We start from the raw sequence: 25097 nt of genomic DNA, 5'->3' as shown, positions 1-25097 counted from the left end.
ATAAATCCTAGTGTATTTTCAAAGGGATTTTAAACAATCATTTCCCAATTAACTTATTGACAGCGATTTCTATACTTTCGAAGTCAAACGATCGGATAGCATTTTGAAGTTTTTGATTGATTTCCTCCAAATTCAAATTTCCAATGCTTCCCTCGTGGCTATGAGAAACTTGTGTTTGATCCGGATTGAAATTTCCTGACTCAATATCGAGACCTACCTTTTTGTAGGCATCACGGAAAGGCATTCCTTTCAAGACCAACTCATTGACTACTTCAACAGAAAAGACATGCTGATAAAACGGATCATTCAAAATGTTTTTCCGAATCTGAATAGATTGAAGCATAAAAGTACTCATTCGAATGCAATCTTTGAGACTTTCAATTGCTGGGAATACTTCCTCTTTGAGTAATTGTAAATCCCGGTGGTAGCCTGTAGTAGAATTGGTTAACAAAAGGGAGATGGTCTGAGGAACAGCTTGAATCTGATTGGTTTTGGCACGGATCAGCTCAAATACATCGGGATTCTTTTTATGAGGCATAATGCTGGAACCAGTAGTCAATTCATCAGGAAAGCTCACAAAAGCAAAATGCTGATTCATAAACAGGCAAATGTCGTCTGCCAATCGGTTTAAGGTTGCTGCAATTCCTGCCATGGCAAAGGCTAGCGTCCGTTCTGTCTTTCCGCGGCTATTTTGTGCATTAATTACATTATGATGCAAATCGGCAAATCCAAGTAATTGGGTAGTCATGGTTCGATTGAGCGGGAAACTTGAACCATATCCGGCAGCTGATCCCAATGGGTTTTTATTCGATAAGTCAAAAGCCGTCTTAAGGAGATGGAGATCCTCAGAAAAACCCTCCAAAAAAGAAGCAAACCAAAGTCCGAAACTAGAAGGCATAGCCAATTGCGTATGCGTGTAGCCAGGCATCAAATCAGATTGATGCTTTTCTGAAAGTTGGCTTAAAAGAAGCCCTAAATCAGTGATTTCAGCGACAAGTTCTCGAATTGCAGCACGATAGTACAATTTCAAATCCACAAGAACCTGATCATTTCGACTTCTTCCAGAATGAAGTTTTTTTCCCACAGGACCAAGTCGATTTGTTAGTAAAAATTCGACCTGAGAATGTACATCTTCTACACCTTCTTCAATTTGAAACTCACCATTCTCAATCTCTTGGTAAATTACTCGCAGGCCTTTTTGAAGTGCTTGATTTTCTTCAGAAGTCAAAAGTCCAATCTTTTCTAGCATGGCTGAATGAGCCATTGAACCCAAAACATCATAAGGTGCCAGAATGATATCAAATTCAGGATCTCGTCCTATGGTGAACTGTTCTACCTCTTTTTTATTTCCACTGGCTTTTTGCCAAATTTTCATAAGTCTATTCCGATTTGATTTGAGCGTATTTTTCTAGCAAAACAACGTAATCAACCACTGCTTTCTCAATTTCACTGATATAAATAAATTCATCTGCGCTATGAGACCGAGCTGAATCTCCAGGTCCAATTTTTACGGACGGATAGGGGATAAGCGCTTGATCTGATAAAGTTGGACTTCCAAAAGTTTCCATTCCACATTTTGCAGATGCCCGAATAATGGGATGATCTTCTGGAGTTTTCGAACTTCTAAGTCGGAGGGACCGTGGAACAAGTTTGGCGGAAAGGGAATTTTGGAGCTCTTCCAGTGCCTCCTCTAAAGTGTAGACATCTGTGACCCGAACGTCCAAAGTAAAGGTGCAAAGATCTGGGACTACATTATGTTGACTTCCAGCTTGAATAATTGTTGCGGTAACTTTTGATTTTCCGAGATAAGGAGAAACCTTTTTGAATTCAAAGTTTTTGACCTTTTCCAAGTCTTCCAAAGCCAAATAAATGGCGTTAATTCCTTCATTTCTTGCTGCATGCCCGGGCTTTCCAATTACTTCACAATCAAGTACCATTAGGCCCTTTTCAGCCAATGCCATTTTCATTTGGGTAGGTTCCCCTACAATGACCAATTCTGGTTCGGTAAGGTGCTCCAGAACTAGTGAAATACCTTTTTTTCCAGATATTTCTTCTTCTGCAGAGGCAATAAAAATGAGATTAAAAGGGAGCTCTTTATCTTTCAATATTAGGAACGCCCCTAACAAACTTACTAATGGTCCTCCGGCATCATTTGAGCCCAAACCAAATAATTTCCCGTCTTCTATATCCGGTGAAAAAGGGTCACGCGTGTAGGCCTTATTTGGTTTGACCGTGTCATGATGGGAATTTAGCCAGACAGTTGGTTTGGTAGCATCAAAAGATTTTGCGTAAGCAATGATATTATTCCCAAAACGCTCAAAATCAATTTCTTTCTTAATTAGAAATTTGCTGATCGCAGTTGCTGTTTCTTCTTCTTTTTTTGAAAAAGAAGGAATCGAAATCAGCTCTTGCAAAAGCTGAATGCATTCTTCTGTGACCGGTTCAAAGTTATCCATCAATATAAATCGTAGCGGTGCCGTTCTATGACCGTTCCTGATAATTTACCTTTTGTTGAGAGTAAAAGATTCTCTGCTTTTCCTATCCATACATGATTTACGCCTTTTTGCAAAGCTGCAAATGCATTATCAAGCTTTGGAATCATACCGGAATGGATCACATTTTCCTTTCGCAATTCAGCATAGATATCCTCATTAATCAATGGAATAATGGAGTTTTCATTTTTCTCATCAACCAAGACTCCTGCTTTATTGAAACAAAAATAGAGGTTAACCTCATTGCCTCTTGATAAGCTTGTAGCTACAGCTGAAGCAATACTGTCTGCGTTGGTATTCAAAAGTTGACCATTTCCATCATGTGTAATCGCATTGAAGACGGGAACTAAATCAGCATCCAATAAATGTCGAATCATGGATGTATTCACTTCCTTTACATCACCCACAAATCCATAATCAATTTCCTTGAAAGGACGTTTTTCTGAACGAATTGCATTTCCATCAGCGCCAGTCATCCCAATTGCATTGACACCTAAGGCTTGGAGTGAGGCTACTAGGTTTTTGTTGATCAATCCAGCATAAACCATAGTCACGATATCCAAGGTATCCTTGTCAGTGATTCTCCTTCCATCCACCATTTCTGGCATTACCCCAAGAGACTCACCAAAACGGGAAGCCATAACTCCTCCGCCATGAACCAAGATTTTATAGCCTGGAAATTTGGCGAATTGTTGGAGAAATTCTTCCAGTTTTTCTGGATTGTCAATGACATTTCCTCCGATTTTGATTACGGAAATTTTCATAGGCTGGGACCTAGGTGATTATTCAATAATTTTACTCAAAACAGCTTGAGCAGCGAAGATTCGATTTTTTGCCTGGACCTGTACTAAAGATCTATCGCTGTCCAAAATCTCATCTGATAATTCTAAGTTTCTCCTAACAGGGAGACAATGCATCACTTTAGCATTAGGAGCACTTTCTAAGTGTTTTTGCGTTAGCATCCAACTTGGATCTGTGCTATGGATTTTACCATAGTCTTGAAAAGATGACCAGTTTTTAACATACACAAAATCAGCATCTTCAAGGGCTTTACTTTGATCGTATTCTAACGTAGCTCCTTTTGTAAAACTCTCATCCAATTCATATCCTTCTGGATGGGTTATAGTCAGGTCATACCCCATTCCTAAAGACCATTCTGCAAAGCTATTGGCAACAGCATGGGGGATAGCTTTAATATGAGGTGCCCAAGTCAAAACAACTTTCGGTCTTCGATTTTCCACTTGGTATTCCTGCATGGTAATCATATCTGCCAAGCTCTGCAAAGGATGTCTAATAGCTGATTCCAAACTAACTACTGGAATACCTGCGTACTTGATGAATTGATTAATCACAAAGTCACTCAAATCCTCCTGCTTTTGGGTCAAAGTAGGGAAAGCCCGAACTGCAAGAACATCAAAAAAACTTCCCAAAACGCCAGCTGCATCTTTGATATGCTCCACTGTACCCTTGTTCATGATGGCTCCGTCCTGCATTTCTAATGCCCATCCTTCTTTGTCCATATTGAGGACAATGGCTTCCATTCCTAAATTTTGAGCAGCTATTTGAGTGCTTACTCGAGTTCTTAGCGATGGGTTTAAAAATATACAACCAATTCTTTTTCCTTGGCCTTTTTGAATATCCAATCGTGGATTGAATTTGTACTCAAGTCCAAGGTCAATTAATTCCTGTCCTAAATCCCGGGATTCAAATTGTGTGAATTGTTTCATCGTATGATTAGCCGTTTAGGCCAATAATGCTTTCAAAGCGCTTATAAACGAATTTAATTGATTCCATTCAACTGACAAGGGTGGAAGTAGTCGAATCGTTTCTTTTTTTGAGGCTGATCCAGTGAAAATTTTGTATTTGGAAACTAGTTCAGAACGGATTGATCCCGCTTCTCTGTCTAGATCTATTCCTATCATTAAGCCCTTTCCTCGGACCTCAGTGATATGTGGGATGGATTTTAACTCCTCTATCAATCGATCTCCTAACTTTTGAGCATTTTTCTGAAGCTCTTCAGATTCTAAAACTTCCAAAACAGCTAATCCCGCTGCGCAGGCTAGATGATTTCCACCAAAAGTAGTCCCAAGTAGCCCATAGCTTGCTTCAAAATCAGGCGAAATTAAGAGCCCGCCAATTGGGAATCCATTTCCCATTCCTTTTGCCATGGATATTAAATCCGGTTGTAAACCCTCAGCCCATTGGAAAGCGAAGAATTTTCCTGTTCGGCCAAAACCAGATTGAACCTCGTCCAAAATCAATTTTGCTCCATACGTTTTGCAAAGTTTGGATAGTCCTAAAAGAAATTCAGCATCCGGAACTTGAATTCCTCCAACTCCCTGAATACCTTCTATAATGACTCCTCCAATTGAATTATTTTTCAGAGTTTTTTCGACAGCCACTAAATCTCCGAAAGGCAGTATATAAAAATCCTCCCGAGCATTACATGGTGCTACGATTTTGGGATTATCAGTCAATGCAACGGCTCCTGAAGTTCTTCCATGAAATGATCCACTAAAAGCAATCATTCCAGGTTTTCCTGTCGCGAAGGAAGCTAATTTGATTGCATTCTCATTGGCCTCTGCTCCGGAATTACAAAGGAACAATTGATAGTCAGGAAGACCCGAAAGTTCCCCTAATTTGCTGGCATAAGCTTTTTGAATTGGGATTCGAACTGAATTCGAATAAAAAGCAATAGCATCCAATTGATCTTTTATACGCTTTACAAAATGCGGATGAGTGTGACCAATTGAGATTACAGCATGCCCCCCGTAGAGATCCAAATATTCTTGACCTTTATCATCCCATAGTCTTGCGCCTTGAGCTTTTTCAATGGTGACAGGAATTAAGGGATAAACATCAAATAGTTTCATTTTCAAATAGGATTTGTGAGGCTTGGTTTTTACCTCAGCATGGATTTTTTTAATATTTCCTTTAAAAAGCGATGCTTTTCAAATTCAACCCGGTTTTCTCTTCCAAACCAAAAGCTAAATTGAAGTTTTGAACTGCTTGACCCGAAGCACCCTTTAGAAGATTATCAATTGCGGAATAAACAACCAATTGACCTGCTTCTTTTTGAATTTGAATCAAGCATTTGTTGGTATTCACCGCTTGCTTTAAATCCAAATCCTCAGAGGTTACATGGGTAAAAGGCGAATCCTGATAAAATTCCTTGTATGCTTTTTCTGCTTCCTCCAAACTTCCTTCAAAAGGAAAATAGGCCGTTATCCAGATTCCTCGTGTGAAATTACCTCGGTAGGGGACGAAAAGAAGATCTGAATCAAAACTGACATTTACTTGTCCAAATGTCTGTTTGATCTCTTTGAGATGCTGATGCGTAAATAGCTTGTAAACAGAGATATTATTATTTCGGTAGCTGAAGTGAGATGTGTCTGCTAATTTCTTCCCAGCACCTGTACTACCAGTAATTCCAGAAACATGAATATTTTCTTTCACCCAACCTTTAGCAATAGCCGGAAGTAGGGCCAATTGTATTCCAGTAGCAAAACAACCTGGATTGGCAATTTTCTTGGAAGACTTAATCTTCGATTTATTTACTTCCGGTAAACCATAGACAAAGCCATTTGACTCATCTCTAAAGTCTGTAGATAAATCAATAATTACAGTCGATTCTGGAAAGGGATGTTCCTCCAAAAAAGCTTTGGTTTGGCCATGCGGTAAACCTAAGAAAACCGCATCCAATCCTTCAGTTTCAACTCTGTCCGTGAAAATTAGATCACAATCACCAATCAAATCCGGATGAACAGTAGTAACGGGTTTTCCATTTTGACTATTAGAATGGATGTAAACCAATTCACAGTTAGGGTGATGAACCAATAAACGTATCAACTCACCACCTGTATATCCGGCAGCACCGATGATTGCTGTTTTGATATTAGTCATGATGATTTACTTGGTGGAAAATAGCAGTTTGATTACCCAAGATTCGGGTGAAGCCTTTAACATCCTCTGCTGTATATCCTTTGTTCATTTCCCCATAGCTTCCAAACTTAGAAGACATCAAGTCATGGGAAGAGGAGATTCCTAATAAGGTAAATCGTTTTTCTTCTAAACGAACGAATACATCTCCACTCACAAACTCCTGTGTAGAGGATAAGAATGCTTCCAAATTTCGCATAACAGGATCCAAATAATGTCCCTCATGCAAGTAGTTCCCATAAAATTCGGCCATTTGATTCTTCCAGAAAAGCTGCCATTTGGTAAGCGTATGCTTTTCCAATAATTGGTGTGCTTTAATGATAATTAGTGGAGCAGCTGCCTCAAATCCAACTCTTCCTTTGATACCAATAATCGTATCACCAACGTGGATGTCTCGACCAATTCCATAAGGCGCTGCTATCTCCTGAAGTGTTTGAATAGCATCAACAGGATTATCAAAGCTTTTTCCATTCACACCTTTCAATTCACCTTGAACAAAAGTCAAAGAGACCTTTTTAGGCTCTTTTTCAGTGATTTGAGTTGGCCAAGCTTCCTCCGGAAGATAATCTGAAGAAGTCAAAGTTTCTTTTCCTCCAACTGACGTTCCCCATATACCTTTATTGATGGAATAAGCTGCTTTTTCGAAGTTCATGCTTACTCCATGTTTTTTCAAGTATTCAATCTCTTCCTGTCTGGAAAGTTTCAAATCTCGAATCGGAGTAATGATTTCAATATCTGGAACGATAGTCTGGAAAATCATATCAAATCGAACCTGATCATTTCCGGCACCAGTTGAACCATGCGCAACTGCTTTTGCACCAATGGATTTAGCATAATCTGCAAGCGATTTAGCTTGGAGAATTCGTTCAGCAGATACAGACAGGGGATAGGTCCCATTTTTTAGCACATTACCAAAAATCAAGTATTTGATCACTTCTTGGTAATAGGTTTGAACTACGTCCAAAATAGTAAAAGAGGCGATTCCCAAAGAATTGGCTCTGGCTTCAATCGTTTTTAATTCCTCTTTTGAGAAGCCACCTGTATTTACGATTACAGCATGAACTTCATAGCCTAAATCTTTGGAAAGGTGCAGGGCACAAAAGGTAGTATCCAATCCACCACTATAGGCTAAAACAACTTTTTTCATTTTTCAGGATTTTCTGATTAGATAAATATACTCATGACCGATTTCTTAGAATTGGATAGCTTCAAGAAAACATACTTCTTAAGTCTTACCCAGCGGTCAAATAATTTGATTCGTTTATTAAAATCTTTCCGCAATGCCATTTCCGCCAACTTATTTTTAGGAGCATTGGGATCATAAAGCATAGCAGTGCAAAGGCAGTTTTGACGGTTTTTAGACATCAAAATTTCATAATTGACACAGCTCTGACAGCCTTTCCAGAATTCATTGTCATCCGTCAAGTCAGCATAAGAAACTGGGATATAACCCAACTCGGAGTTGATTTTCATTACAGCCGGACCTGTGGTCAAACCGAAAATCTTGGAATCCGGATATTTACTTCGACTGAGTTTAAATATCTCCTGTTTGATTTTTCGAGCCAAACCATATTTTCGAAACTCAGGTGAAACGATCAAACCGGAGTTTGCCACATATTTTCCATGGCCCCAAGCTTCAATGTAGCAAAATCCTGCCCATCGACCATCTCCAGTAAGAGCAATGACAGCCTTACCTTCCTCCATTTTGGTTTCGACGTATTCGATGCTACGCTTGGCAATACCCGTACCTCTAGCTTTAGCAGAGTTTGCCATTTCATCAGTGATTTCCTGAGAAAAGGATTTGTGGCTGGCGTCAGCCACCAGAATTTTAAAGGTGATTTCTTCCATAATTTTTGGAGAAATTAAATGCTTGACAGCGGGGAATTAATTAAAGAAAAGGGGACGCGTAATATAAGATTTCCCGCGTAGGGAAATAATGCTAGCTATAGGGTCAAACCCTGAAAAAATACCTTCGCCTCCTTACTGGGGAAAAATTAACAACAGGCTCAGAAACTACCATAGATGTTCTATGGAGGTTTTCGATTTGCGCTATGTTAATGAAGGTTTTCATTTGATGCCGTAAAGTTGTAACGATCAGAAAGATTATCCAAAATAATTTTCAGAAAATTCTTCCTTTAAACTGATTTATTGAAAATCTTGCACTCAAATGCTCTATAAATTTTATAAATCGAAAATTTATAAAATATTATTTGGCTGTTTTTTAAGCGTTGCCTGACATTTCTTTTAAAGCTTCTACAAACTTGTCCAGTTCCTCGGTGCTTGTGTAAATATTTGGTGTGATTCTACAGCCCCGTACACCTGAGCCATCAATGGCTACTGTATAAATCTGGTAATCATCCATTAATCGCTTTGCTAATTCAGCAGGTTTCATGGTCGAGATTCCCACATTGGCGATGGCGCAAGATCGATGTGGCTCAATTGGCGTATTTAGATCAATGTTTTTTAACCCCCTTACCTGATCGGACCAGTATCTTTGGACATACCGAAGTCTATCTTCCTTTCGCTTTCCTCCGATTTTTTCCTGAAACTCAATAGCGTTAATCACAGCTAAATCCGTTGCTACCGGATGGGTTCCCGTATGATTTAGATTTAAAATTCCCGGTCTATCTAACTGGTATGGTGCCAATAGGGGTCTGATTTTTTCTGCTTTGCCTTTTTTTACGAATAAAAGACCCGCACCAAGTGGAACACTCAACCATTTATGAAGACTGGAACCGTAATAATCACAGTCCAGATCTTTCATTGAAAAAGTAAAATGCCCAACAGCATGTGCTCCGTCTACCATCACTTCAACACCATAACTATGGGCCATATCGCAGATTTTTCGAACCGGAAGAATATGGCCTGTGATATTGACTATATGAGGGACCATAATTAGTCGTGTCTTGCTGGTAATGGCCTGCTCATATACTGATACTATTTCCTCATCGGATTGAGGGTGCATGGGAATATCAATTTTTTTCAAATGGACGCCATGCCTTCTGTGAGCCAGCTCAAACATGGTAAGCATACTTCCATAATCCTGATTGGACATAATAGCTTCGTCCCCACGATTCCAGGGAAAACCAGCAATTATCAAATCCAGTGATTCAGTAGTATTTCGGGTAATTGCAATTTCTTCGGGGTCAGCATCCACTAATTCGGCGAGTTTCGCCGCAGATTTTGCCTTATTATCCCACTGAACAGTCCGCATGTAATAGGAACCTTGGTAATTTACTTCGCGAATGTGTTCTATATATTTTTCCAGTGTTTCTTGTGGCAAAAAGCAATAGTACCCATTCTCCAAATTGATGTAATCCGGTTTCAGTTTATATCCTTTTCGAATCTGATCCCACAAATCTGGAGCATCAAAATCCAAATTATCCAGTGAAAAAGCACTTGCTTTTGATTCAAAAGAAGCAAAGGATCCTAGGCCTAATCCAGCCAATGACTTGAGGAATGTTCGTTTTTTCATGGTGCAGGGTCAGAGAATGTAGGTTAATATCCAAACGATCAATAAGAGAATAGCCAACCAAGTAATCCAAGGAGAACGCTTAGGAAACTCATATTTACAAATTGGGCAAATAGGTGCCTTTGCATCGATTTCCATGGCACATGATGGGCATTCCTTTGTTTTCAAAATTGTTGGAACTCTTTTATTGGATACGGGTTTTCTCCCTTAAGTAAATCAAAAGTGTATGAAAATCGAAATTTGGTCGGATGTAGTTTGTCCTTTTTGTTATATCGGAAAACGAAAATTAGAACGGGCACTGGAAAAATTTCCTATGAAAAATCAGGTAGAAATCGAATGGAAAAGCTTTCAGCTTAACCCAGATGAAAAAACCAATCCAGCTATCGGAACTTTAGAACATTTAGCCAAATCAAAAGGCTGGTCTATTGAACAAACTCGCCAAATCACTCAAAATGTGGTTGAAATGGCTAAGGAACAGGGACTCCAATTTAATTTTGAAAAAGCGGTAGTTGCTAACACTAAAAATGCCCATCGATTGCTCCAATTGGCAAAAACTCTTGGAAAAGGTAGCGAAATGAAAGAACGCTTACTTCAAGCCTATTTCACCGAAGGGCTGAATGTTGATGATCCAGAAACCCTGATTTCACTAGGCAAAGAGCTTGGTATCCCTCAAGCTGATTTGGATCAATTCGTCCATTCTGAGGATTTTTCTGATGCAGTAGATCAAGATATCTATGAGTCCAGACTCTTGGGGGTTAGGGGAGTGCCATTTTTTGTATTTGATCGAAAGTACGGCATTTCAGGGGCACAACCAGATGAAGTATTTGATGGAACGCTAGAAAAAGCCTGGATGGAATTTTCAAAAGAGAAATCCCCAATAACTTTTGAAAATGGTGAATCCGAAAATTCCTGTGATATTGATGGAGAGAATTGCTAATAGAAAAAGCTCCTATTATGGAGCTTTTTCTTTTGGAGAAATTAAATGTAAGATTACCAAACGCCTCTTACCTTCATTTTAATAGTATACACAGCATCCATGGCTGTGATAAAAAGGGTTTTTCGATCCAAAGCTGCAAAGGTGACATTAGCAGTCCACTTAGCCGGGACGGGAATGTGGGCAATTTTTTCACCTTTGGGACTAAATACTGTCACACCATCTCCTGTCAAATAAATATTTCCACGATTATCAATCGTCATTCCATCAGAACCCATCTCACAGAATAGTTCCTTGTTGATCAAATAGCCATCTTCTCGAATTTCATATCGATAAGTTTTGCTATCTCCGATATCAGCTACATATAGGTATTTCCCATCAGGGGTTCCGATAATGCCGTTTGGCTTGACCAAATCTTCGGCTACCCTGAAAAATTCTGATCCATCTTCTGAAAGAAAATACACATGTTCACCGTCTTGTTCTAATTCATTTCCTCTAATGCCTTCCCAATAAGGCCTTACATAAAGCGGATCAGTAAAATACATTCCACCTTTCGGTCTTACCCAGACATCATTCGGTCCGTTAAGTTTTTTGCCTCTGAAATTTTTGACCAAAACAGTTTCATTCCCTTTGGCATCAATTGCCCACAATTGATTCTCTTCATCCGCACAGGAAATCAAAGTACCATCCAATTTGAAATACATCCCATTGGATCTTCCTGCATATTCTTTGAAGACAGATATTTCACCGGAAATAGCATTCCAATGTAAAATCCGATTATTTGGTTGGTCAGTAAAATAAACGTCACCCACTCGGCTAACAGCAGGTCCTTCAGTAAATGAAAAGCCATCTTGAACCTTTACCAATTCAGCACCTTTTTCAATTATTCCTTTTTTGTCTTCTATCTGAGCCATAAGCCGGGTGGTCATAAATAAGCCTACTAAAGCAAGTAGGAACGTTTGATAGTTCTTCATTCTATGTTATTGATTTATTCTTTCCATTACTAGTACCAAAACATCCAAATCAGGGCTATAGGCCATTCTTGTGATATTTTGGTGTGAATCAATAGAGATTTTTCCGATTTCATTCCAAGTATTTTCATTCCATTTTCTAGAAAAAACCTGGTTTCCTCTCCCCATTAAAAGCGTATTTTTATCCAGCCAAATGAAATCACCTGAACCCGGAAGAGCCAGACCAAGAGTAGATCTGTTTTTCCCCTTCATATCATAGGCTCGCAATTCAAAAGCAGATCCCTCTGGAAATTCTTTGGGGCCATCTTGGGAAAGATAGGTTATTTGATCGGTTCGAGGTCTTCGTTTGATTGATCTCCCGATATTTTCATCCAGCATTAAAATATTGCCCCTCGATTGAGCATATACAAGCTGATTGGGATCTCCTAGGATAAACATAGCAGCTTTGTTGTCATACCAATCATAATATCCGACAGGTTCGATATCGTCATACAACAATTCAGGCTCACCAAAATTGGTAGGGTAGAGCCAGATTCGCTGAGTACCATCTGATTCCATCACTACAGCAGCGATGTATTGTCCACATTCTGTAATGGATGGAGAAAATTCACTTCGATCTGCTGTTTTGGTCAAATTTGTGAATTTCTCGCTTTCAAAATTGTAGACGATAATGTCATGGTTTCCATCTTCATCTGCGGCAGAAAATACCATCTGATATTCGTTAATGAAGCTTGGCTGATTATCGTAGGCGTCTCTGTCAGTAAGCAGCCTCTCTGAACCAGGAACGATTTTTAGATTTTTTCCTTTCCCTTCTGTTTTTACTACAACTAGGTCAAAGGCAGTTTGAGCAAATGAGCTTGTGAATGATATTGCAAGAAAAACGCAGGCTAGGAAAATAAACTTTCGCATAGATGAAGTGAATTTCAGAACCAAATTACAAAATCAAGGTTAGAATGCTGTGGAAAAATTGAAGCTTTACAATCAGGAAGAATTGGATCAACTCCGAATGAGGCAAGATCCCTTGGCAGATTTGGCTGTTATTTCACTGATTGAAAATCCAGAATTAGCACAAGAAATCAATTCCTGGAGTCAAATCCCCGATCAGCTTCCAATACATTTTCCAAAAGTTTTACAAGAGTATTTTTCCTTTTTCAAAGAAGCAGCAGAATTGGCAGATTCTGAACTGTTGAAAAAGGGGCAAGATTTTTTTAGCCAAACTGGAGATATCTACTTGGGGCTTTTAGGATTTTATTCCTTGCCTTATTGCTATGCATTTGGAGATGGAGCTCAGGTATTGGTTCGTTCAAAACGAATTGTCGAGGAAATTGGGATTCGATTGGCGGAAACGGGCCTTTTTGTGATGGAGCTTTTTAAACCTGGAGGATTTTACAGCGATACAAGTCCCTATTTGACATGTGCCAAAGTCCGTTTGATTCATGCCTTTAGTCGTTATTTTATTTCAACTTACTCCAAAGATTGGGAAGTAAAGTTTGGAGCTCCCATCAACCAAGAAGACATGCTTGGAACAAATCTGGCTTTTAGCATGATTGTGCTTCGAGGATTAACTAAAATGGGTTATTCAATAGATTCTCAAACTTTTCAATTGGTTTTGTCCTATTGGAAGTGGGTTGGGGCTTTATTAGGAGTAGATGTGAAATTTTGGCCTGAAACTCCCAAAGAGGCTTTTGAATTGGATCGATTGATTCGAAAAAGACACCTTAAGGAAACTGAGGCGGGTAAAAGACTGATTTTTGCTCTCGCTGAGTATTACAAACAAAATATCCCTGATTCTATCGTAAGAAATCAAGTTGATTCACTTTTTGGATTTTTCTTGGGAAAAGAAGTGGCTCAGGTTTTAAAAATTTCTCATGAAATCAATTTACCGGGTTCCTTGGTAGATTTGATTTTCAAATTTTCTGGTTGGAAGAATTATGGTCCCAAAAAGACCTATCAAAAGATCCGAAAAATGATGGAATCCCAGCAGAAAGAGCAATTTGGAAAACTGGTTCAATTGCAAATCCCAGTCTTCAATCGTCCATAATCGGACAGTTTTTTGTACGTTTATTTAGCATATTTTTAGAAAAACTGCCTGAAAATGCCCAAAAAACAGCAATTTAGGTGCTGGCATCCTTTTCGTATAATTCCAAGACATGAAAGCAATCATCCATAGACTTAAAAAGATTCCGCTGGAACTTGTCTTTTGGATTGGGAGCATCCTAGCGATTCTCACGATTGACCCTTGGGGAGCACAACACTTCACGCTTTGCCCTTTGGAAAATCTAGGATTCGATTGGTGTCCGGGCTGTGGATTAGGAAGATCCATGAACTTACTCGCAAGAGGGGAGTTTCAAGCATCCTGGGACATGCACCCACTGGCTTCTTTGGCGTATGTGGTGATTCTTTCTCGAATTTGGAATTTAATTAACAACCTTAAAGCAACACACAATTATGGCTAATGTATTGAGACACTTGCCCGAACTAGAAGGAATGGAATTAGGCTACATTCAGGGCTTGATGAAAAACATGGACGATGAGCAAGCGTCCCTTTTTGCCCAAGTCTACCGAGCAAGAAGAAAAGACGCTCAAATGATCCTAATACTTACCTTATTAGGCTTCTTTGGATTTGCCGGACTTCACCGATTTATTCTCGGTCAGATTGGCTTAGGTATCCTGTATATCTTGACAGTCGGACTTTGTTTCATCGGTACCATTGTGGACTTGGTGAATTATAAAAGTCTGGCTTATGAGTACAACATAAAAATGGCTCATGAAACACTTGCGATGCTATCCAATCAATTCCCTTCAGCCAACGAGGCTAGCGATAGCTCTAACGCTTGATAAAAGTTCTTAAACCACTAACCGAAAAACTCCAGAAACCTGGAGTTTTTTTATTTACCAATTATCGTCTTCAAGTTCAACATCATTTCCATCCAATCCCTCCCCAAAGTATCTTTTGCCATCTTCTGATAGCAAAAGATGAAACTGGATTAATGAATGATAACTCTTCTGTAATTCTTCGAAAGAAGCCTGCTGATAATGAAATGGGATAGAAATCAAATTTTCCTGTTTGGAAGTAAATGGTGGTGTCAATTCCGCATCAAAGAAATAGGGCCATAAGGTTTTGCTACAGGAAATTCCCCAACGAGTAATGGGAAATTGATCTGCATAAAAATTTAATCGCTCATTTATTTCTAAGAAAAAACGCTCAGTTTCTGCCAATCGAATTCGGGAACCCGCTCTAGATTTACCTTTGGTTTTTAAATGTTTGATTTGCGACTTTCCTTGTTTTTGTCGCACCATATAGGCTCTAAAAACCTTGTGGTCAATTAGATCATGATTGTGAAAATATCCTGTAAATGCTTGCCCAGCTTTAATGGCTACAAGTACTAAATGAAAGTCATCTATTTTTTGAAAGGAATTATTTGTCCATAGATAATCCCATGGAAGGAAAATCTTTGCTAGCCATTTGTGATTTAAACTTAATTCTACCTGATGTTTTGAAGGCAGATAATCCATGTTTATTTCCAACTCCAAGGCTTTTTCAAAGATATTAGACCATTGGTCAAATTGGATTACTTGGTAATTGGGGATTTTCATGGAAGGACTCAATGCGATCGGCTATATTTGCAAATAAAAAGAAAAAAATGGAGGAGGAAATCGAAAAGCTTTTCCAAAAAATGCTGGATCCTGAAGAATCAGAGGCCTACTATTTTGCGGATAAATTAGGACAAAAAGCAGATGAAAAAGTAAAAGACCGCTTAATTGAATTGGTTGCCGATGAGGATTGGGAAAAGGCATATTTAGCTTGCCGAGCTCTCTCCAAAACTCCTTGGAATGAAGAATCATTAGATGCAATTTTTAAAGTCATCTACGATCGGAAAAACAAATTAAAACAAGGGGCTTTCGTGCAGATTCTTGAAGAATTTGACCTTAGTCAACGCTTTGTGGATATTTTTAGAGTTTATCTTTTTGGAAACTTCAAGGCCTCAACTTTGGCAAAGGATTATTTAGACCAAGTTGAATTTGAAATTTCTCCTCGTACCATTCGAAAGGCGGAAAAGCATTGGAATCATTATCTAAACAACCCTGAAGATGCTGATAGCCTTGCAATAAAAAGAATGGAAGTTGAACCTATGTTGCTCGAAATGAAAGAATTATTTTCCTAAAGGCCTACAACATTTGGTTTGTAATGGAGTTTAATAAAAGTATGAGGGAGTTAGATGTTATTGAGCTTCATAGCCAGTTTTTAGGTGAATTTGGATTCGATTTTCATCCTAGCCATCTCATTTTTTTCAAAGACTTCCCTCAGGGGAAACAAGTCATTTTTATCCATTACAGTGAATACCCGGAAGCTAGTTATTTAGAGTATAATTTGGGGGTTAGAATTGATCGGGTAGAGGAGATCATTCATCGGTTTTTACCTACCCTAAGCGATTATGCACAACGTTCGATCACTTTAATTCAGAAGGCAAATAAGATAGGAAAGGAAATACCTGCTCGCTTTGTTTTGGATAATGATTCCCAGCTTGCTGAAGCTATTATGACAGCGGAAAAGTTTTTTGTATCCCATGGGTTTCATTGGATGGATCAAATGATCAACCCACAAGTCCTTGAAAAAGCTTTTGCTGAGCGGAAAGAACGTGCATTTAGCACTCAAAATTTCGTGTATTATGCTTTCCGGGGAATTACGCTTGCCAAATTGTACAACCCGGAAGACTATCCAGTATTACGTAAAATCTATCTGGATGAAATCAAGAAGCAGGGTATGACTCCATTTACGATTGCTTCCTTTTTACAGCTTTTGCATTTCCTAGATAATCTTTCTGATTAAGCTTTCTTTTTCTTCACGCCTCTAACCGCTTCAGATTCAAGGGGATTATCTGGCCAAAAGTGCTTTGGATATCGTCTTTTCAATTCTTTCTTAACTTCAAAATATCCATTTGACCAAAAGCTTTTCAAATCCTGAGTGACTTGTACGGGCTTAAATCCTGGAGAAAGCATTTCAATAATTAGAGGAATTTTTCCATGATTAATCCGTGGTGTATCTATCAATCCGAATAATTCCTGAAGTCTCACTGATAGGATGGGGAATTCACCATCAGGTCTATATTGAATCTTTATTTTACTACCTGAAGGTACCTCAATTCGATCAGGTGCCAACTCAATAAGTAACTGCTGATGCTCAAAATCCAAACTATGCGTTAATATTTGAACAAGGTTTAATTTTTTTAAATCCTCATTTTTAGAAATGGATCCCAAATAAGGATCGAGCCATTCTGAAGCTTTTTTGCATAATTTTTTCACTGACCAATCAGGCCAATTTTGATCTGAATTCCATGACTTCAAAGATTGGACACGATAAAGTAGCTGCATAACCTCCTCGTTCCAATCCAATAAAAGTTCTCCATCATCTTCAATAGCTTCTATTATTGCTTTTTTTGCCAATTCCTTCGGAATGGGATTTAAGGGCCTTGTTCCCAAAATAATGGCACCAATTCGGACTTCTGAATGAGCGATTAATCCACCCTTTTTTCGGTCCCAAATCAAGACTTCTTTGATTTTTAGGAGAGGAGCAAGGTCCTTGGGATTCAAAGGTGCTGCAAGCCAAATTTTACCCATACCCTCACGTGCATCTACATGAGCAACGGCCAACCAAGACTCATGAGCTAAATCATCTCGATGACTTATTTGGGCAATTTTTCCATTGGACAATTGAAACTGGGCATTGTTTCCTGGGCGAGCGGCTGCAATTCGTTCCGGATAGGCAAAAGCCAAAAGTAGACCTGTTTGCCATGGATCCACAGCTTGATTTTCAGCTTTGATTCCAAACATTTTTCGGTATTGAGCAGCTACTTTTTCGATCTTTTTGATCCGCGCAATACTAACTCCACGCTCTCTATATTTTCGAAGGGCTTCGATTCTCAGATTAATATCCACTCCTGAATTTTGTGGTAAAGGATCTCTTTCCTCCAATATTGCTGCAATGTCAGTTGCTAAGGCCAATTGACCTTCCTTTTTTGCAAAAAGTAGCATATGGGCTATCCTTGGATGTAGGGGTAATTGGTGAATTTCCTTTCCATGCTCAGTTATTTGACCATTTTCCAATGCTCCTAATTCTTCCAAAGATTTTTCAGAATGTGCCAGGGTTCCAGAAGGAGGAGGAGTCAACCAGACCATTTCTTGGATATTATCTTTTCCCCAGACTCTCATATCCAAAACCAGTGAGGTTAAATCGGCTTCTAAAATCTCTGGAGTTCTATAATCCAATAATTGGGACTGAGTCCCTTTAGACCAAAGCCGATAGGAGTGACCCGAGGTCAATCTTCCGGAACGTCCACTTCGCTGATCAGCTGAATCTTTGCTGATGCGGTGCAAAACCAATCGGGATAAACCGGATCTCGGATCGAAGCGATTGGATTTTGCAAAACCTGAATCAACCACTACTCGAATACCTTCAATGGTCAAGGAAGTCTCAGCAATATCTGTGGAAAGGACGATTTTACGCTTTCCTGAAGGATGAGGAAGAATGGCTCGTTGCTGTTCTGAAGAAGAGAGTTGACCATAAAGGGGAACAATTACATCCTCTGGCAAAGCACGTTTGAGAATTTCGCCCGCCTTTTTGATTTCATTTTGACCGGGAAGAAAAACTAAGAAATCACCTTCATGTTTTTTAGTGAGTGGAATTACTTGCCTTGCAGTATCTTCACCAATAGCATATTCATCTGCTTCCTGTAAATACTGAATTTCTACCGGATATTGTTTTCCTTGACTTTGTATCACATTTGCATTCAGCATTTCGGACAACTTCTGTGCGTCCAAGGTTGCAGACATGATTAGAATTCTCAAATCAGGGCGAAGAATATCTTGTACTTCCCTTGAGAGAGCCAATGCTACTTCTGAAAATAGATTTCGCTCATGAAACTCATCGAAAATAACTAAGCCCACATCTTCTAAGGCATTGTCTTGGTGAAGCATTCGGGTGAGAATACCTTCTGTAATTACCTCCAAACGAGTCTTGTCTGAAATGGCAGATTCAAACCGAATCCGATATCCGACCGTTTCACCCAATTCCTCACCCAACATGGAAGCCATTCGCTGAGCAATGCTTTTGGTTGCAAGACGTCGAGGCTCCAAGAGAATAATTTTCTTTTCGTTTAACCAAGGTTCATCCAATAAAGCGAGTGGTAAAAGCGTACTTTTTCCTGCTCCGGGGGGGGCTTGAATAATTAATGAATTGGATTGTTTTAGGGACTTTTTAACCGAAGGAATAATCTCAGCTACAGGAAGGTCAAAAGCCAGGGGATCAAAATTGTTCATCTGGGCATAAAATTAAAAAAGCCATCAGGATTCCCGATGGCTTTCTTTCGATTGAATTTAAAATTATTGAGCGGAAGCGATTTTGGCTTCGGCTTTACCGTATTCCCAACGAATCTCAAATCGATCAGGCTTTACTTCGTATACCAAGCGCTCCTCCATGGTAGATGTTTGCTGAGATGGAACATTTACACGAAGTGCATCTTTAGAGGAATCATAATTAAAAGCTCCCCACTGCTTAGCTTCAGTATTGAAGATGAAAGTTGACTCATATTCACCTGGAATGATGAAGAAGGAATAGGTTCCTGCAGGAAGCTTCTGACCTTCAATCATAATGTCCTTGTCGGTAGTGAAGGTAGTCGCTTCATTAGCACCTGCTCTCCATACTTCGCCAAGAGGTACTAAATCTCCCCAGATCATTCGGCCTTTTACGGCAGGAGAGGAATAGTTGATGGTGATGTTGGCTCCACCAACGGAACCTTCAGCAGTTCGGGCTGGACTAGCTTTTTCCTGAGCAGTAGCTGAAAACACAAATGCTCCAAGAGCAATGGCAGCAAAAAGAAGATTTTTAAATTTCATCATGATTTTTTTAAGGAGGGTTAAAGGGAATAATCTTAATTAATTCTAAAAACTGGATTTAGGCTAAAAAGGTTAGCGGAAAGTGAATAATCTTTACTTTCCGCTTATGAATTTTTAGACCTTCACCCAGGCTTGTTTTTTATTACTTTCAATAATTCGCTCACCGATAATTAGTTCACGAAGACCATCCGCAAAAGTCGGGAAACTTGGTTTTTCAGGTTGCTTTCCTTCTTTTACAGCAGCATATACTTCCTTGAACATTTGCTTGGAAGTATCTGGGAATCCTTCATTATGACCACCTGGGAAGCTAATTAAAGCAGAAGCCTCTGCATGGAAAAGGGAAGGATCTTTCATCAATTGGCCATTGGCAGTTTCCCGCTTTCCAATCCATAATTCATTCGGTCTTTCTGAATTGAATTCATAATTGGACTTGGAGCCTGCTATTTCAATGTTTAATCGATTTTTTCGACCGGCATTTACTTGAGAAACCGTGATAGAACCTTTTGCTCCATTATCAAATCGAAGCATCACGGTTGCATGATCCTCCGTATTGATAGGAACTTCCTCATAATCGTCCATTGTAAGCATTTTGCCAGAATAGGTTTCAATGGCTTTTAATGGCTTCAAGCGAGTTTTATGAACTGTTGAAAAGTCTGCCATTACCTCGGTGATTTTCAAGCCTGTTGTATATTCAATTATATCCAAAAGGTGAGATCCAATATCGGCAATTGCTCTTGAATCCCCTGATTTATCAGGCTCTAAGCGCCAGTTGTAATCTGTTTTCAAAAACAACCAATCCTGTAAATAGGAACCCATTACATTGTAAACATCTCCCAGTTCACCCTTTTCACGCATGGTTTTGATTTGACGAATCATTGGATAATAGCGAAGGTTGAAATGAACTGCATTTACCAATCCTTTTTCTTTTGCAATGGCAACTAACTCTTCAGCTTCTTCGATCTTTACAGCAAGTGGTTTTTCACAGATCACATGCTTTCCAGCCTCAAGAGCTGCTTTGGTTTGGGGATAATGTAAAAAGTTCGGTGTACAAATATGTACTACATCGACCTCTGAATCTTTTAACATTTCATCAAAGGTATAGGCCTTCGGAATTCCAAGAAGCTTAGCTTTTTCATCGGCAAGTTCCTGCGTGACTTCCACTAGCCCGATTACTTCGATGTTTGGAATTCTTCGGAGTGCTTCCAAATGAGCAGGTCCAATAAAGCCTGTTCCCACTATAGCAGCATTGATTTTCTTAGACATAGGTTATGTAGGTTTTTAATTATTTGATTGAGTGTTCAAATTATAAAAAATGCTTAGAAATAGCGCATCCGTAAATCCCATTTTTACCTTTCTCTTTCGAATAAAATCGAATTGGTAATCCTGATTAAATTTAGAAAAGAATCGTATTCAGGGCTTAATCCACCATTTTTGATCATAAAGTTTTTCTCCTTGGATATCAAAAAATTCACCAATCAAAGGGGTTTGGACTTTGACTCCCAATTCATCTGCTTTTATTAATAATCGATCAACCGGCTCGGTCCAGCTATGCATAGCCAATCGGAAAGCTCCCCAATGAATGGGCATGATTTGTTCGGCGCCTATATCTACACCCGCCTGAGCAGTTTCCTCAGGCATCATATGAATCTCTTTCCAGTTCTCATTGTATTGGCCACATTCAAGTAATGCTAAATTAAATGGCCCGTATTTTTCCCCAATTTCTTTAAAGTGAGGTCCATATCCTCCATCACCACTGAAGTAAATATTTTCATTTTCTCCTTTTATCACCCATGAACCCCACAAAGTGCTAAAACGATTGGTCAGTCCTCTTCCCGAAAAATGTCTGCTTGGTGCAAATGCCAATTGAATGTTTTCAAAATTGGTTTCATCCCACCAGTCCATTTCCTGAATATTTTCGGATGGAATTCCCCAAGATTCTAAATGAGATCCTACACCGAGAGGTACGAAAAACCTTTTTGTTTTTGACTTTAACCGAATGACGGATTCATAATCCAAATGATCATAATGGTCATGGGAAAATAGGACCATATCGATGGTGGGTAGCTGCTCAATTTCAATGGGTAATTCATCAAAAAAGCGCTCATTCCCTAACCAAGGATGAGGAGCAGGAACATCTCCAAACATGGGGTCAAGCAAAATATTTTTCCCATCCAATTGCAATAAAAAAGCTGAATGCCCAAACCAAATCAATTTATTGACGGGCGATTTTACCAATTCGAGAGAATCCACTTTTTTAATGGGTAATTCAAAATCCGGTTGGCGGCTTGGATCATCTTTGAAAAATTCTGGTAGGAGCCGGAGACTTTTGCCGAAATCCATACTCATTTCCGTTGGAATCAGGTTTTGAAACTTACCATCAGAATAATGAGGGAGTTTCTTAAAGACTGCTTGCTTTTCTTTACTTGGGTTGCTTCCAAATTGAGGACTTATATTGACAAACAATCCTATGGATAATACCAGAAAAACAATCAAGCCCAAAGGAATAAATAGAAGGTTTCGAATCACTTAAGGGAACTGTTTTGAGAAGTGTAGTTTTAGGATTTTCAAGTCAAACAATTTTATTCGAAAATAAATCCAGAAGGTTTATTTTTTTGAATGGAAAAAGGAAAGTTTCGCTAAGTGGAATCTGAATTTCATAGAAATTTCATTTTAGAATTCCACCAATGGCATTTTCATAGGCTTGATTTTTTGTAACTTACCTAAAAAAAATAACCATGGCTAGTTTCAATCTTAAAGTAAACGGAAAGAGTTTCCAAGTAGAGGTCGAGGATGATACTCCTTTACTATGGGTTCTTCGAGATCATTTGGGTTTGGTTGGAACCAAATTTTCATGCGGAATCGCTCAGTGCGGTGCATGTACGGTCCATATCAACGGAAACCCAACTTTTTCTTGCGTAACTCCAATCTCCAGTGTAGGTAATTCAGAAGTCACCACCATTGAAGGACTTTCAGAAAACGGCGATCATCCCGTGCAGCAAGCCTGGAAGGAAGTCGACGTTGCCCAGTGTGGCTATTGTCAAGGTGGCCAAATCATGCAAGCGGCTGCCTTTTTGAAGCAAAATCCTAATCCGAGCATGGAAGAAATAGACAATGCTATGAATAGGAATATTTGTCGTTGCGGTACTTATCACAAAATTCGGGAAGCTGTGGCTTTAGCTGCTAAAAACAAGTAATTATGAAAACTATCACCAGAGAAAGTAGAAGAGATTTCCTCAAGATAGCCGGCACCACAGCTGGTGGATTGTTCATCGGATTCAACTGGTTTAGTTGCGACTCGCCAAAAGTTGAAGTGTTGAGTACCGAAGAAGTACTTGCCCAAGCAAAGCCCTTTAATGCCTACTTGTCCATTTCCCCAAGTGGAGATGTCGTGATTTATTCTCCTAATCCAGAATTAGGGCAAAATATTAAAACCTCTTTCCCGATGGTCGTAGCAGAAGAATTAGATGCTGACTGGGAAAAGGTGCGTGTTATTCAAGCCAATTTGGATACAGAAAAATACGACCGTCAATTGACAGGTGGATCAGGAGCAATGCCTCATAGCTGGGAAAGACTTCGAAAAGCAGGTGCTACTGCCAAATATGTCTTGGTAGCAGCTGCTGCTAAAATGTGGAATGTTCCAGCAGTAGAAATTACAGTTGAAAATGGAATCATCTCCCATAAAGGTTCCGGAAAGTCCGGACATTTTGGAGAATTTGTAGCTGAAGCTGCGCAAATGGAGGCTCCAGAAGATGTTCAACTTAAGGATAAAAAGGACTTTAAAATCATTGGTACTCCAGTAAAGAATGTGGATGCTGATGAAATTTATACTGGAAAGCCACTATTTGGGCTTGACTTTTATCGAGAGGGAATGATGCATGCCATGGTGCAACGAGCTCCTTTCGGAATGAAAATCAAATCCATTGATGATGGTGCAGCTCGGGCTGTTTCAGGAGTCAGTGATGTTGTTCAGTTTGGAAATTCAGTCGCTGTAGTTGGAAATTCTACTTGGCCATTGATGAAAGCTAAAAAGCTTTTAAAAATCGAATATGAAGCTGAAAGCACTGTTGAAAGCTCTGCAGACCATGATAGAATTTTCCAAGAGCTTATGGCCAATGGAAAATCCGAAGTGAAACGGCAAGACGGAGATATAAAATCTGCATTTCAAAAGGCCTCTAAGATCGTTTCAGCTGAATATCAATGTCCTTTCTTGGCTCATTCACCTATGGAGCCCGAAAATTTCTTTGCCCATGTACAAGGAGACCGTTGTGAATTGATCGGACCAACTCAGACTCCTGATCGAGCTAGACAAACTGCAGCTTCCATACTGGGAATTCCTGCAGAAAATGTTACTGTAGAAATCACTCGTTTGGGTGGTGGATTCGGTAGAAGGCTTCGCGCTGATTATGTGGAAGAAGCTGTTCATATTTCAAAAGCAATCAATGCACCAGTTAAGGTAACTTGGAGTAGGGAAGATGAATTGACTGGCGGTGCTTACCGACCGGCTGTTCGTTATCGATTTGAAGCAGCTTTGGATGAAAATGGTAGAATGATTGGTTATAAGCTTCGTGGAGTAGGTATGAATGCCGGAAATACTACACGAGAGCACAATTTCCCATCCGGTGCTGTTGATAATCTTTTGATTGAAACAGTCAATTATGAATCAAGTATTACCACGAATGCTTGGAGAGCTCCAATCACTAATTTCTTGGCATATGCAGAGCAAAGCTTCCTTGATGAGGTGGCTTTAGAAGCAGGTAAAGATCCAGTGGCTTTTAGATTAGAATTGTTAGATCGAGCTAAAAACAATCCTGTTGGGCAGCTTGGCTATGATGTCGATCGGATGATTGGAGTTGTTAAAACTGCTGCTGAAAAGGGTAATTGGGGTAAAAATCCAAATATCAAACAAGGCTTTAGTGTTTATTTCTCCCACCGTTCTTATGTAGCTCAAGTTGCAGATATCGAAATGCAAGGGGGGACTCCAACTTTGAAGAAAATCACGGCTGTAACAGACTGTGGAATGGTAGTCAATCCAACTGGTGCCAATCACCAAGTAAGAGGTGGAATTGTCGATGGTATGGGTCATGCCATGTACACTAATTTGACCTTTGAAAATGGTGTGCCTAAGCAACGGAATTATGATTCCTACAGATTGATTCGCTTGAAGGAAGTTCCTGAAATTGACACACATTTCATTGATTCAGGCTATGATCCTACAGGTTTGGGAGAACCTGCGCTTCCGCCAACCGGTGGCGCTATTGCTAATGCAATTTTCGCTGCGACAGGAAGAAGGCTTCGAAGTCAGCCTTTCATAGAGCAGAAGGAGTTTTCAGACATCAAACTTGAAATAAGAAGATCCTAAAACGTGAAAGCCACTGATCATCTCAGTGGCTTTCTTT

24 protein-coding genes are annotated in these 25097 nt (G+C 39.4%); 8 read left to right on the top strand and 16 right to left on the bottom strand.

Going from position 1 to position 25097, the window contains the following annotated elements:
• Nucleotides 1-37: 37 nt before the first annotated feature.
• The 9 genes from argH to E4S40_RS03445 form a co-directional block, all read right to left on the bottom strand.
• A complete protein-coding gene (argH, locus tag E4S40_RS03485) occupies nucleotides 38-1375 on the bottom strand; it encodes an argininosuccinate lyase (protein WP_135070878.1) in 1338 nt (445 codons plus the stop codon).
• A gap of 4 nt (nucleotides 1376-1379) precedes the next feature.
• Complete coding sequence (locus tag E4S40_RS03480; protein WP_135070876.1) at nucleotides 1380-2456, bottom strand: M20 family metallo-hydrolase; 1077 nt, start codon at nucleotides 2454-2456, stop codon at nucleotides 1380-1382.
• The gene (gene argB, locus E4S40_RS03475; RefSeq protein WP_135070873.1) at nucleotides 2456-3256 is read right to left on the bottom strand and encodes an acetylglutamate kinase; all 801 of its coding nucleotides are present in this window, start codon (nucleotides 3254-3256) and stop codon (nucleotides 2456-2458) included. Before argB ends, E4S40_RS03480 begins: the two co-directional genes overlap by 1 nt.
• 18 nt (nucleotides 3257-3274) lie before the next feature.
• The gene (locus E4S40_RS03470; RefSeq protein WP_135070870.1) at nucleotides 3275-4219 is read right to left on the bottom strand and encodes a Rossmann-fold NAD(P)-binding domain-containing protein; all 945 of its coding nucleotides are present in this window, start codon (nucleotides 4217-4219) and stop codon (nucleotides 3275-3277) included.
• A gap of 15 nt (nucleotides 4220-4234) precedes the next feature.
• A complete protein-coding gene (locus tag E4S40_RS03465) occupies nucleotides 4235-5365 on the bottom strand; it encodes an aspartate aminotransferase family protein (protein WP_135070868.1) in 1131 nt (376 codons plus the stop codon).
• A gap of 61 nt (nucleotides 5366-5426) precedes the next feature.
• Nucleotides 5427-6395: an N-acetyl-gamma-glutamyl-phosphate reductase gene (gene argC, locus E4S40_RS03460; protein ID WP_135070865.1), complete on the bottom strand. Its 969-nt coding sequence runs from the start codon at nucleotides 6393-6395 to the stop codon at nucleotides 5427-5429.
• On the bottom strand, nucleotides 6388-7578 hold the full coding sequence (locus tag E4S40_RS03455; protein ID WP_135070862.1) for an argininosuccinate synthase: 1191 nt from the start codon (nucleotides 7576-7578) through the stop codon (nucleotides 6388-6390). The genes argC and E4S40_RS03455 overlap by 8 nt, the downstream gene beginning before the upstream one ends.
• A 17-nt stretch (nucleotides 7579-7595) precedes the next feature.
• Nucleotides 7596-8279, bottom strand: a complete 684-nt coding sequence (locus E4S40_RS03450) for a GNAT family N-acetyltransferase (RefSeq protein WP_135070859.1) — start codon at nucleotides 8277-8279, stop codon at nucleotides 7596-7598.
• Between the two features lie 373 nt (nucleotides 8280-8652).
• Nucleotides 8653-9906 (bottom strand): aminotransferase class V-fold PLP-dependent enzyme, encoded by a 1254-nt coding sequence (locus tag E4S40_RS03445; RefSeq protein WP_135070856.1) that lies wholly within the window; start codon nucleotides 9904-9906, stop codon nucleotides 8653-8655.
• 223 nt (nucleotides 9907-10129) lie between these two features.
• On the opposite strand from E4S40_RS03445, the gene E4S40_RS03440 reads away from it, so the two are divergent.
• A complete protein-coding gene (locus tag E4S40_RS03440) occupies nucleotides 10130-10840 on the top strand; it encodes a DsbA family oxidoreductase (protein WP_135070853.1) in 711 nt (236 codons plus the stop codon).
• A 53-nt stretch (nucleotides 10841-10893) separates the two neighbouring features.
• Here the strand turns inward: E4S40_RS03440 and E4S40_RS03435 are convergent, their stop codons facing one another.
• Both E4S40_RS03435 and E4S40_RS03430 read right to left on the bottom strand, forming a co-directional pair.
• Nucleotides 10894-11811 (bottom strand): SMP-30/gluconolactonase/LRE family protein, encoded by a 918-nt coding sequence (locus E4S40_RS03435; protein WP_135070850.1) that lies wholly within the window; start codon nucleotides 11809-11811, stop codon nucleotides 10894-10896.
• Between the two features lie 6 nt (nucleotides 11812-11817).
• On the bottom strand, nucleotides 11818-12717 hold the full coding sequence (locus E4S40_RS03430; protein WP_135070847.1) for a TolB family protein: 900 nt from the start codon (nucleotides 12715-12717) through the stop codon (nucleotides 11818-11820).
• A gap of 49 nt (nucleotides 12718-12766) precedes the next feature.
• On the opposite strand from E4S40_RS03430, the gene E4S40_RS03425 reads away from it, so the two are divergent.
• The 3 genes from E4S40_RS03425 to E4S40_RS03415 all read left to right on the top strand — a co-directional run bounded on the left by E4S40_RS03425 (nucleotide 12767) and on the right by E4S40_RS03415 (nucleotide 14646).
• Nucleotides 12767-13849 (top strand): oxygenase MpaB family protein, encoded by a 1083-nt coding sequence (locus E4S40_RS03425; RefSeq protein WP_135070844.1) that lies wholly within the window; start codon nucleotides 12767-12769, stop codon nucleotides 13847-13849.
• Between the two features lie 109 nt (nucleotides 13850-13958).
• Nucleotides 13959-14264: a DUF2752 domain-containing protein gene (locus tag E4S40_RS03420; RefSeq protein WP_135070841.1), complete on the top strand. Its 306-nt coding sequence runs from the start codon at nucleotides 13959-13961 to the stop codon at nucleotides 14262-14264.
• Nucleotides 14257-14646 carry a TM2 domain-containing protein gene (locus E4S40_RS03415; RefSeq protein ID WP_135070838.1) on the top strand — a complete coding sequence of 130 codons (390 nt, stop codon included), beginning with the start codon at nucleotides 14257-14259 and terminating at the stop codon, nucleotides 14644-14646. The genes E4S40_RS03420 and E4S40_RS03415 overlap by 8 nt, the downstream gene beginning before the upstream one ends.
• Before the next feature lie 54 nt (nucleotides 14647-14700).
• Here the strand turns inward: E4S40_RS03415 and E4S40_RS03410 are convergent, their stop codons facing one another.
• Complete coding sequence (locus E4S40_RS03410; protein ID WP_135070835.1) at nucleotides 14701-15405, bottom strand: hypothetical protein; 705 nt, start codon at nucleotides 15403-15405, stop codon at nucleotides 14701-14703.
• Between the two features lie 47 nt (nucleotides 15406-15452).
• Here E4S40_RS03410 and E4S40_RS03405 point away from each other — a divergent pair, with 47 nt between their 5' ends.
• Both E4S40_RS03405 and E4S40_RS03400 read left to right on the top strand, forming a co-directional pair.
• A complete protein-coding gene (locus E4S40_RS03405) occupies nucleotides 15453-15974 on the top strand; it encodes a HEAT repeat domain-containing protein (RefSeq protein ID WP_135070832.1) in 522 nt (173 codons plus the stop codon).
• Between the two features lie 41 nt (nucleotides 15975-16015).
• A complete protein-coding gene (locus E4S40_RS03400) occupies nucleotides 16016-16639 on the top strand; it encodes a hypothetical protein (protein ID WP_135070829.1) in 624 nt (207 codons plus the stop codon).
• On the opposite strand, the gene hrpB is transcribed toward E4S40_RS03400, so the two are convergent.
• From hrpB to E4S40_RS03380, 4 genes are all read right to left on the bottom strand, one after another.
• On the bottom strand, nucleotides 16636-19125 hold the full coding sequence (hrpB, locus tag E4S40_RS03395; RefSeq protein WP_135070827.1) for an ATP-dependent helicase HrpB: 2490 nt from the start codon (nucleotides 19123-19125) through the stop codon (nucleotides 16636-16638). The two genes, E4S40_RS03400 and hrpB, sit on opposite strands and share 4 nt — an antisense overlap.
• 63 nt (nucleotides 19126-19188) lie before the next feature.
• Entirely contained in the window at nucleotides 19189-19701 is a 513-nt protein-coding gene (locus E4S40_RS03390; RefSeq protein WP_135071577.1) for a DUF2911 domain-containing protein, read from the bottom strand.
• A gap of 114 nt (nucleotides 19702-19815) precedes the next feature.
• Nucleotides 19816-20964 (bottom strand): Gfo/Idh/MocA family protein, encoded by a 1149-nt coding sequence (locus E4S40_RS03385; protein WP_135070825.1) that lies wholly within the window; start codon nucleotides 20962-20964, stop codon nucleotides 19816-19818.
• 147 nt (nucleotides 20965-21111) lie between these two features.
• Entirely contained in the window at nucleotides 21112-22227 is a 1116-nt protein-coding gene (locus E4S40_RS03380) for an MBL fold metallo-hydrolase (RefSeq protein ID WP_237563118.1), read from the bottom strand.
• Between the two features lie 209 nt (nucleotides 22228-22436).
• Between E4S40_RS03380 and E4S40_RS03375 the strand changes: the two genes are divergently transcribed.
• Both E4S40_RS03375 and E4S40_RS03370 read left to right on the top strand, forming a co-directional pair.
• The gene (locus E4S40_RS03375) at nucleotides 22437-22895 is read left to right on the top strand and encodes a (2Fe-2S)-binding protein (RefSeq protein ID WP_135070823.1); all 459 of its coding nucleotides are present in this window, start codon (nucleotides 22437-22439) and stop codon (nucleotides 22893-22895) included.
• 2 nt (nucleotides 22896-22897) lie between these two features.
• Nucleotides 22898-25060: a xanthine dehydrogenase family protein molybdopterin-binding subunit gene (locus E4S40_RS03370; protein WP_135070821.1), complete on the top strand. Its 2163-nt coding sequence runs from the start codon at nucleotides 22898-22900 to the stop codon at nucleotides 25058-25060.
• The last annotated feature ends 37 nt before the right edge of the window (nucleotides 25061-25097 follow it).

The organism is Algoriphagus kandeliae (assembly GCF_004571135.1).
Taxonomy (GTDB): domain Bacteria; phylum Bacteroidota; class Bacteroidia; order Cytophagales; family Cyclobacteriaceae; genus Algoriphagus; species Algoriphagus kandeliae.
The sequence above is the reverse complement of the archived record's forward strand: the minus strand, read 5'-3'. Positions and strand labels throughout refer to the sequence as shown.

What these genes read in the sequence shown, in the direction of transcription:
- argH (WP_135070878.1), bottom strand. Translation starts at nt 1,375, where the DNA reads ATGAAAATTTGGCAAAAAGCCAGTGGAAATAAAAAAGAGGTAGAACAG.
- E4S40_RS03480 (WP_135070876.1), bottom strand. Translation starts at nt 2,456, where the DNA reads ATGGATAACTTTGAACCGGTCACAGAAGAATGCATTCAGCTTTTGCAA.
- argB (WP_135070873.1), bottom strand. Translation starts at nt 3,256, where the DNA reads ATGAAAATTTCCGTAATCAAAATCGGAGGAAATGTCATTGACAATCCA.
- E4S40_RS03470 (WP_135070870.1), bottom strand. Translation starts at nt 4,219, where the DNA reads ATGAAACAATTCACACAATTTGAATCCCGGGATTTAGGACAGGAATTA.
- E4S40_RS03465 (WP_135070868.1), bottom strand. Translation starts at nt 5,365, where the DNA reads ATGAAACTATTTGATGTTTATCCCTTAATTCCTGTCACCATTGAAAAA.
- argC (WP_135070865.1), bottom strand. Translation starts at nt 6,395, where the DNA reads ATGACTAATATCAAAACAGCAATCATCGGTGCTGCCGGATATACAGGT.
- E4S40_RS03455 (WP_135070862.1), bottom strand. Translation starts at nt 7,578, where the DNA reads ATGAAAAAAGTTGTTTTAGCCTATAGTGGTGGATTGGATACTACCTTT.
- E4S40_RS03450 (WP_135070859.1), bottom strand. Translation starts at nt 8,279, where the DNA reads ATGGAAGAAATCACCTTTAAAATTCTGGTGGCTGACGCCAGCCACAAA.
- E4S40_RS03445 (WP_135070856.1), bottom strand. Translation starts at nt 9,906, where the DNA reads ATGAAAAAACGAACATTCCTCAAGTCATTGGCTGGATTAGGCCTAGGA.
- E4S40_RS03440 (WP_135070853.1), top strand. Translation starts at nt 10,130, where the DNA reads ATGAAAATCGAAATTTGGTCGGATGTAGTTTGTCCTTTTTGTTATATC.
- E4S40_RS03435 (WP_135070850.1), bottom strand. Translation starts at nt 11,811, where the DNA reads ATGAAGAACTATCAAACGTTCCTACTTGCTTTAGTAGGCTTATTTATG.
- E4S40_RS03430 (WP_135070847.1), bottom strand. Translation starts at nt 12,717, where the DNA reads ATGCGAAAGTTTATTTTCCTAGCCTGCGTTTTTCTTGCAATATCATTC.
- E4S40_RS03420 (WP_135070841.1), top strand. Translation starts at nt 13,959, where the DNA reads ATGAAAGCAATCATCCATAGACTTAAAAAGATTCCGCTGGAACTTGTC.
- E4S40_RS03415 (WP_135070838.1), top strand. Translation starts at nt 14,257, where the DNA reads ATGGCTAATGTATTGAGACACTTGCCCGAACTAGAAGGAATGGAATTA.
- E4S40_RS03410 (WP_135070835.1), bottom strand. Translation starts at nt 15,405, where the DNA reads ATGAAAATCCCCAATTACCAAGTAATCCAATTTGACCAATGGTCTAAT.
- E4S40_RS03405 (WP_135070832.1), top strand. Translation starts at nt 15,453, where the DNA reads ATGGAGGAGGAAATCGAAAAGCTTTTCCAAAAAATGCTGGATCCTGAA.
- E4S40_RS03400 (WP_135070829.1), top strand. Translation starts at nt 16,016, where the DNA reads ATGAGGGAGTTAGATGTTATTGAGCTTCATAGCCAGTTTTTAGGTGAA.
- hrpB (WP_135070827.1), bottom strand. Translation starts at nt 19,125, where the DNA reads ATGAACAATTTTGATCCCCTGGCTTTTGACCTTCCTGTAGCTGAGATT.
- E4S40_RS03390 (WP_135071577.1), bottom strand. Translation starts at nt 19,701, where the DNA reads ATGAAATTTAAAAATCTTCTTTTTGCTGCCATTGCTCTTGGAGCATTT.
- E4S40_RS03385 (WP_135070825.1), bottom strand. Translation starts at nt 20,964, where the DNA reads ATGTCTAAGAAAATCAATGCTGCTATAGTGGGAACAGGCTTTATTGGA.
- E4S40_RS03375 (WP_135070823.1), top strand. Translation starts at nt 22,437, where the DNA reads ATGGCTAGTTTCAATCTTAAAGTAAACGGAAAGAGTTTCCAAGTAGAG.
- E4S40_RS03370 (WP_135070821.1), top strand. Translation starts at nt 22,898, where the DNA reads ATGAAAACTATCACCAGAGAAAGTAGAAGAGATTTCCTCAAGATAGCC.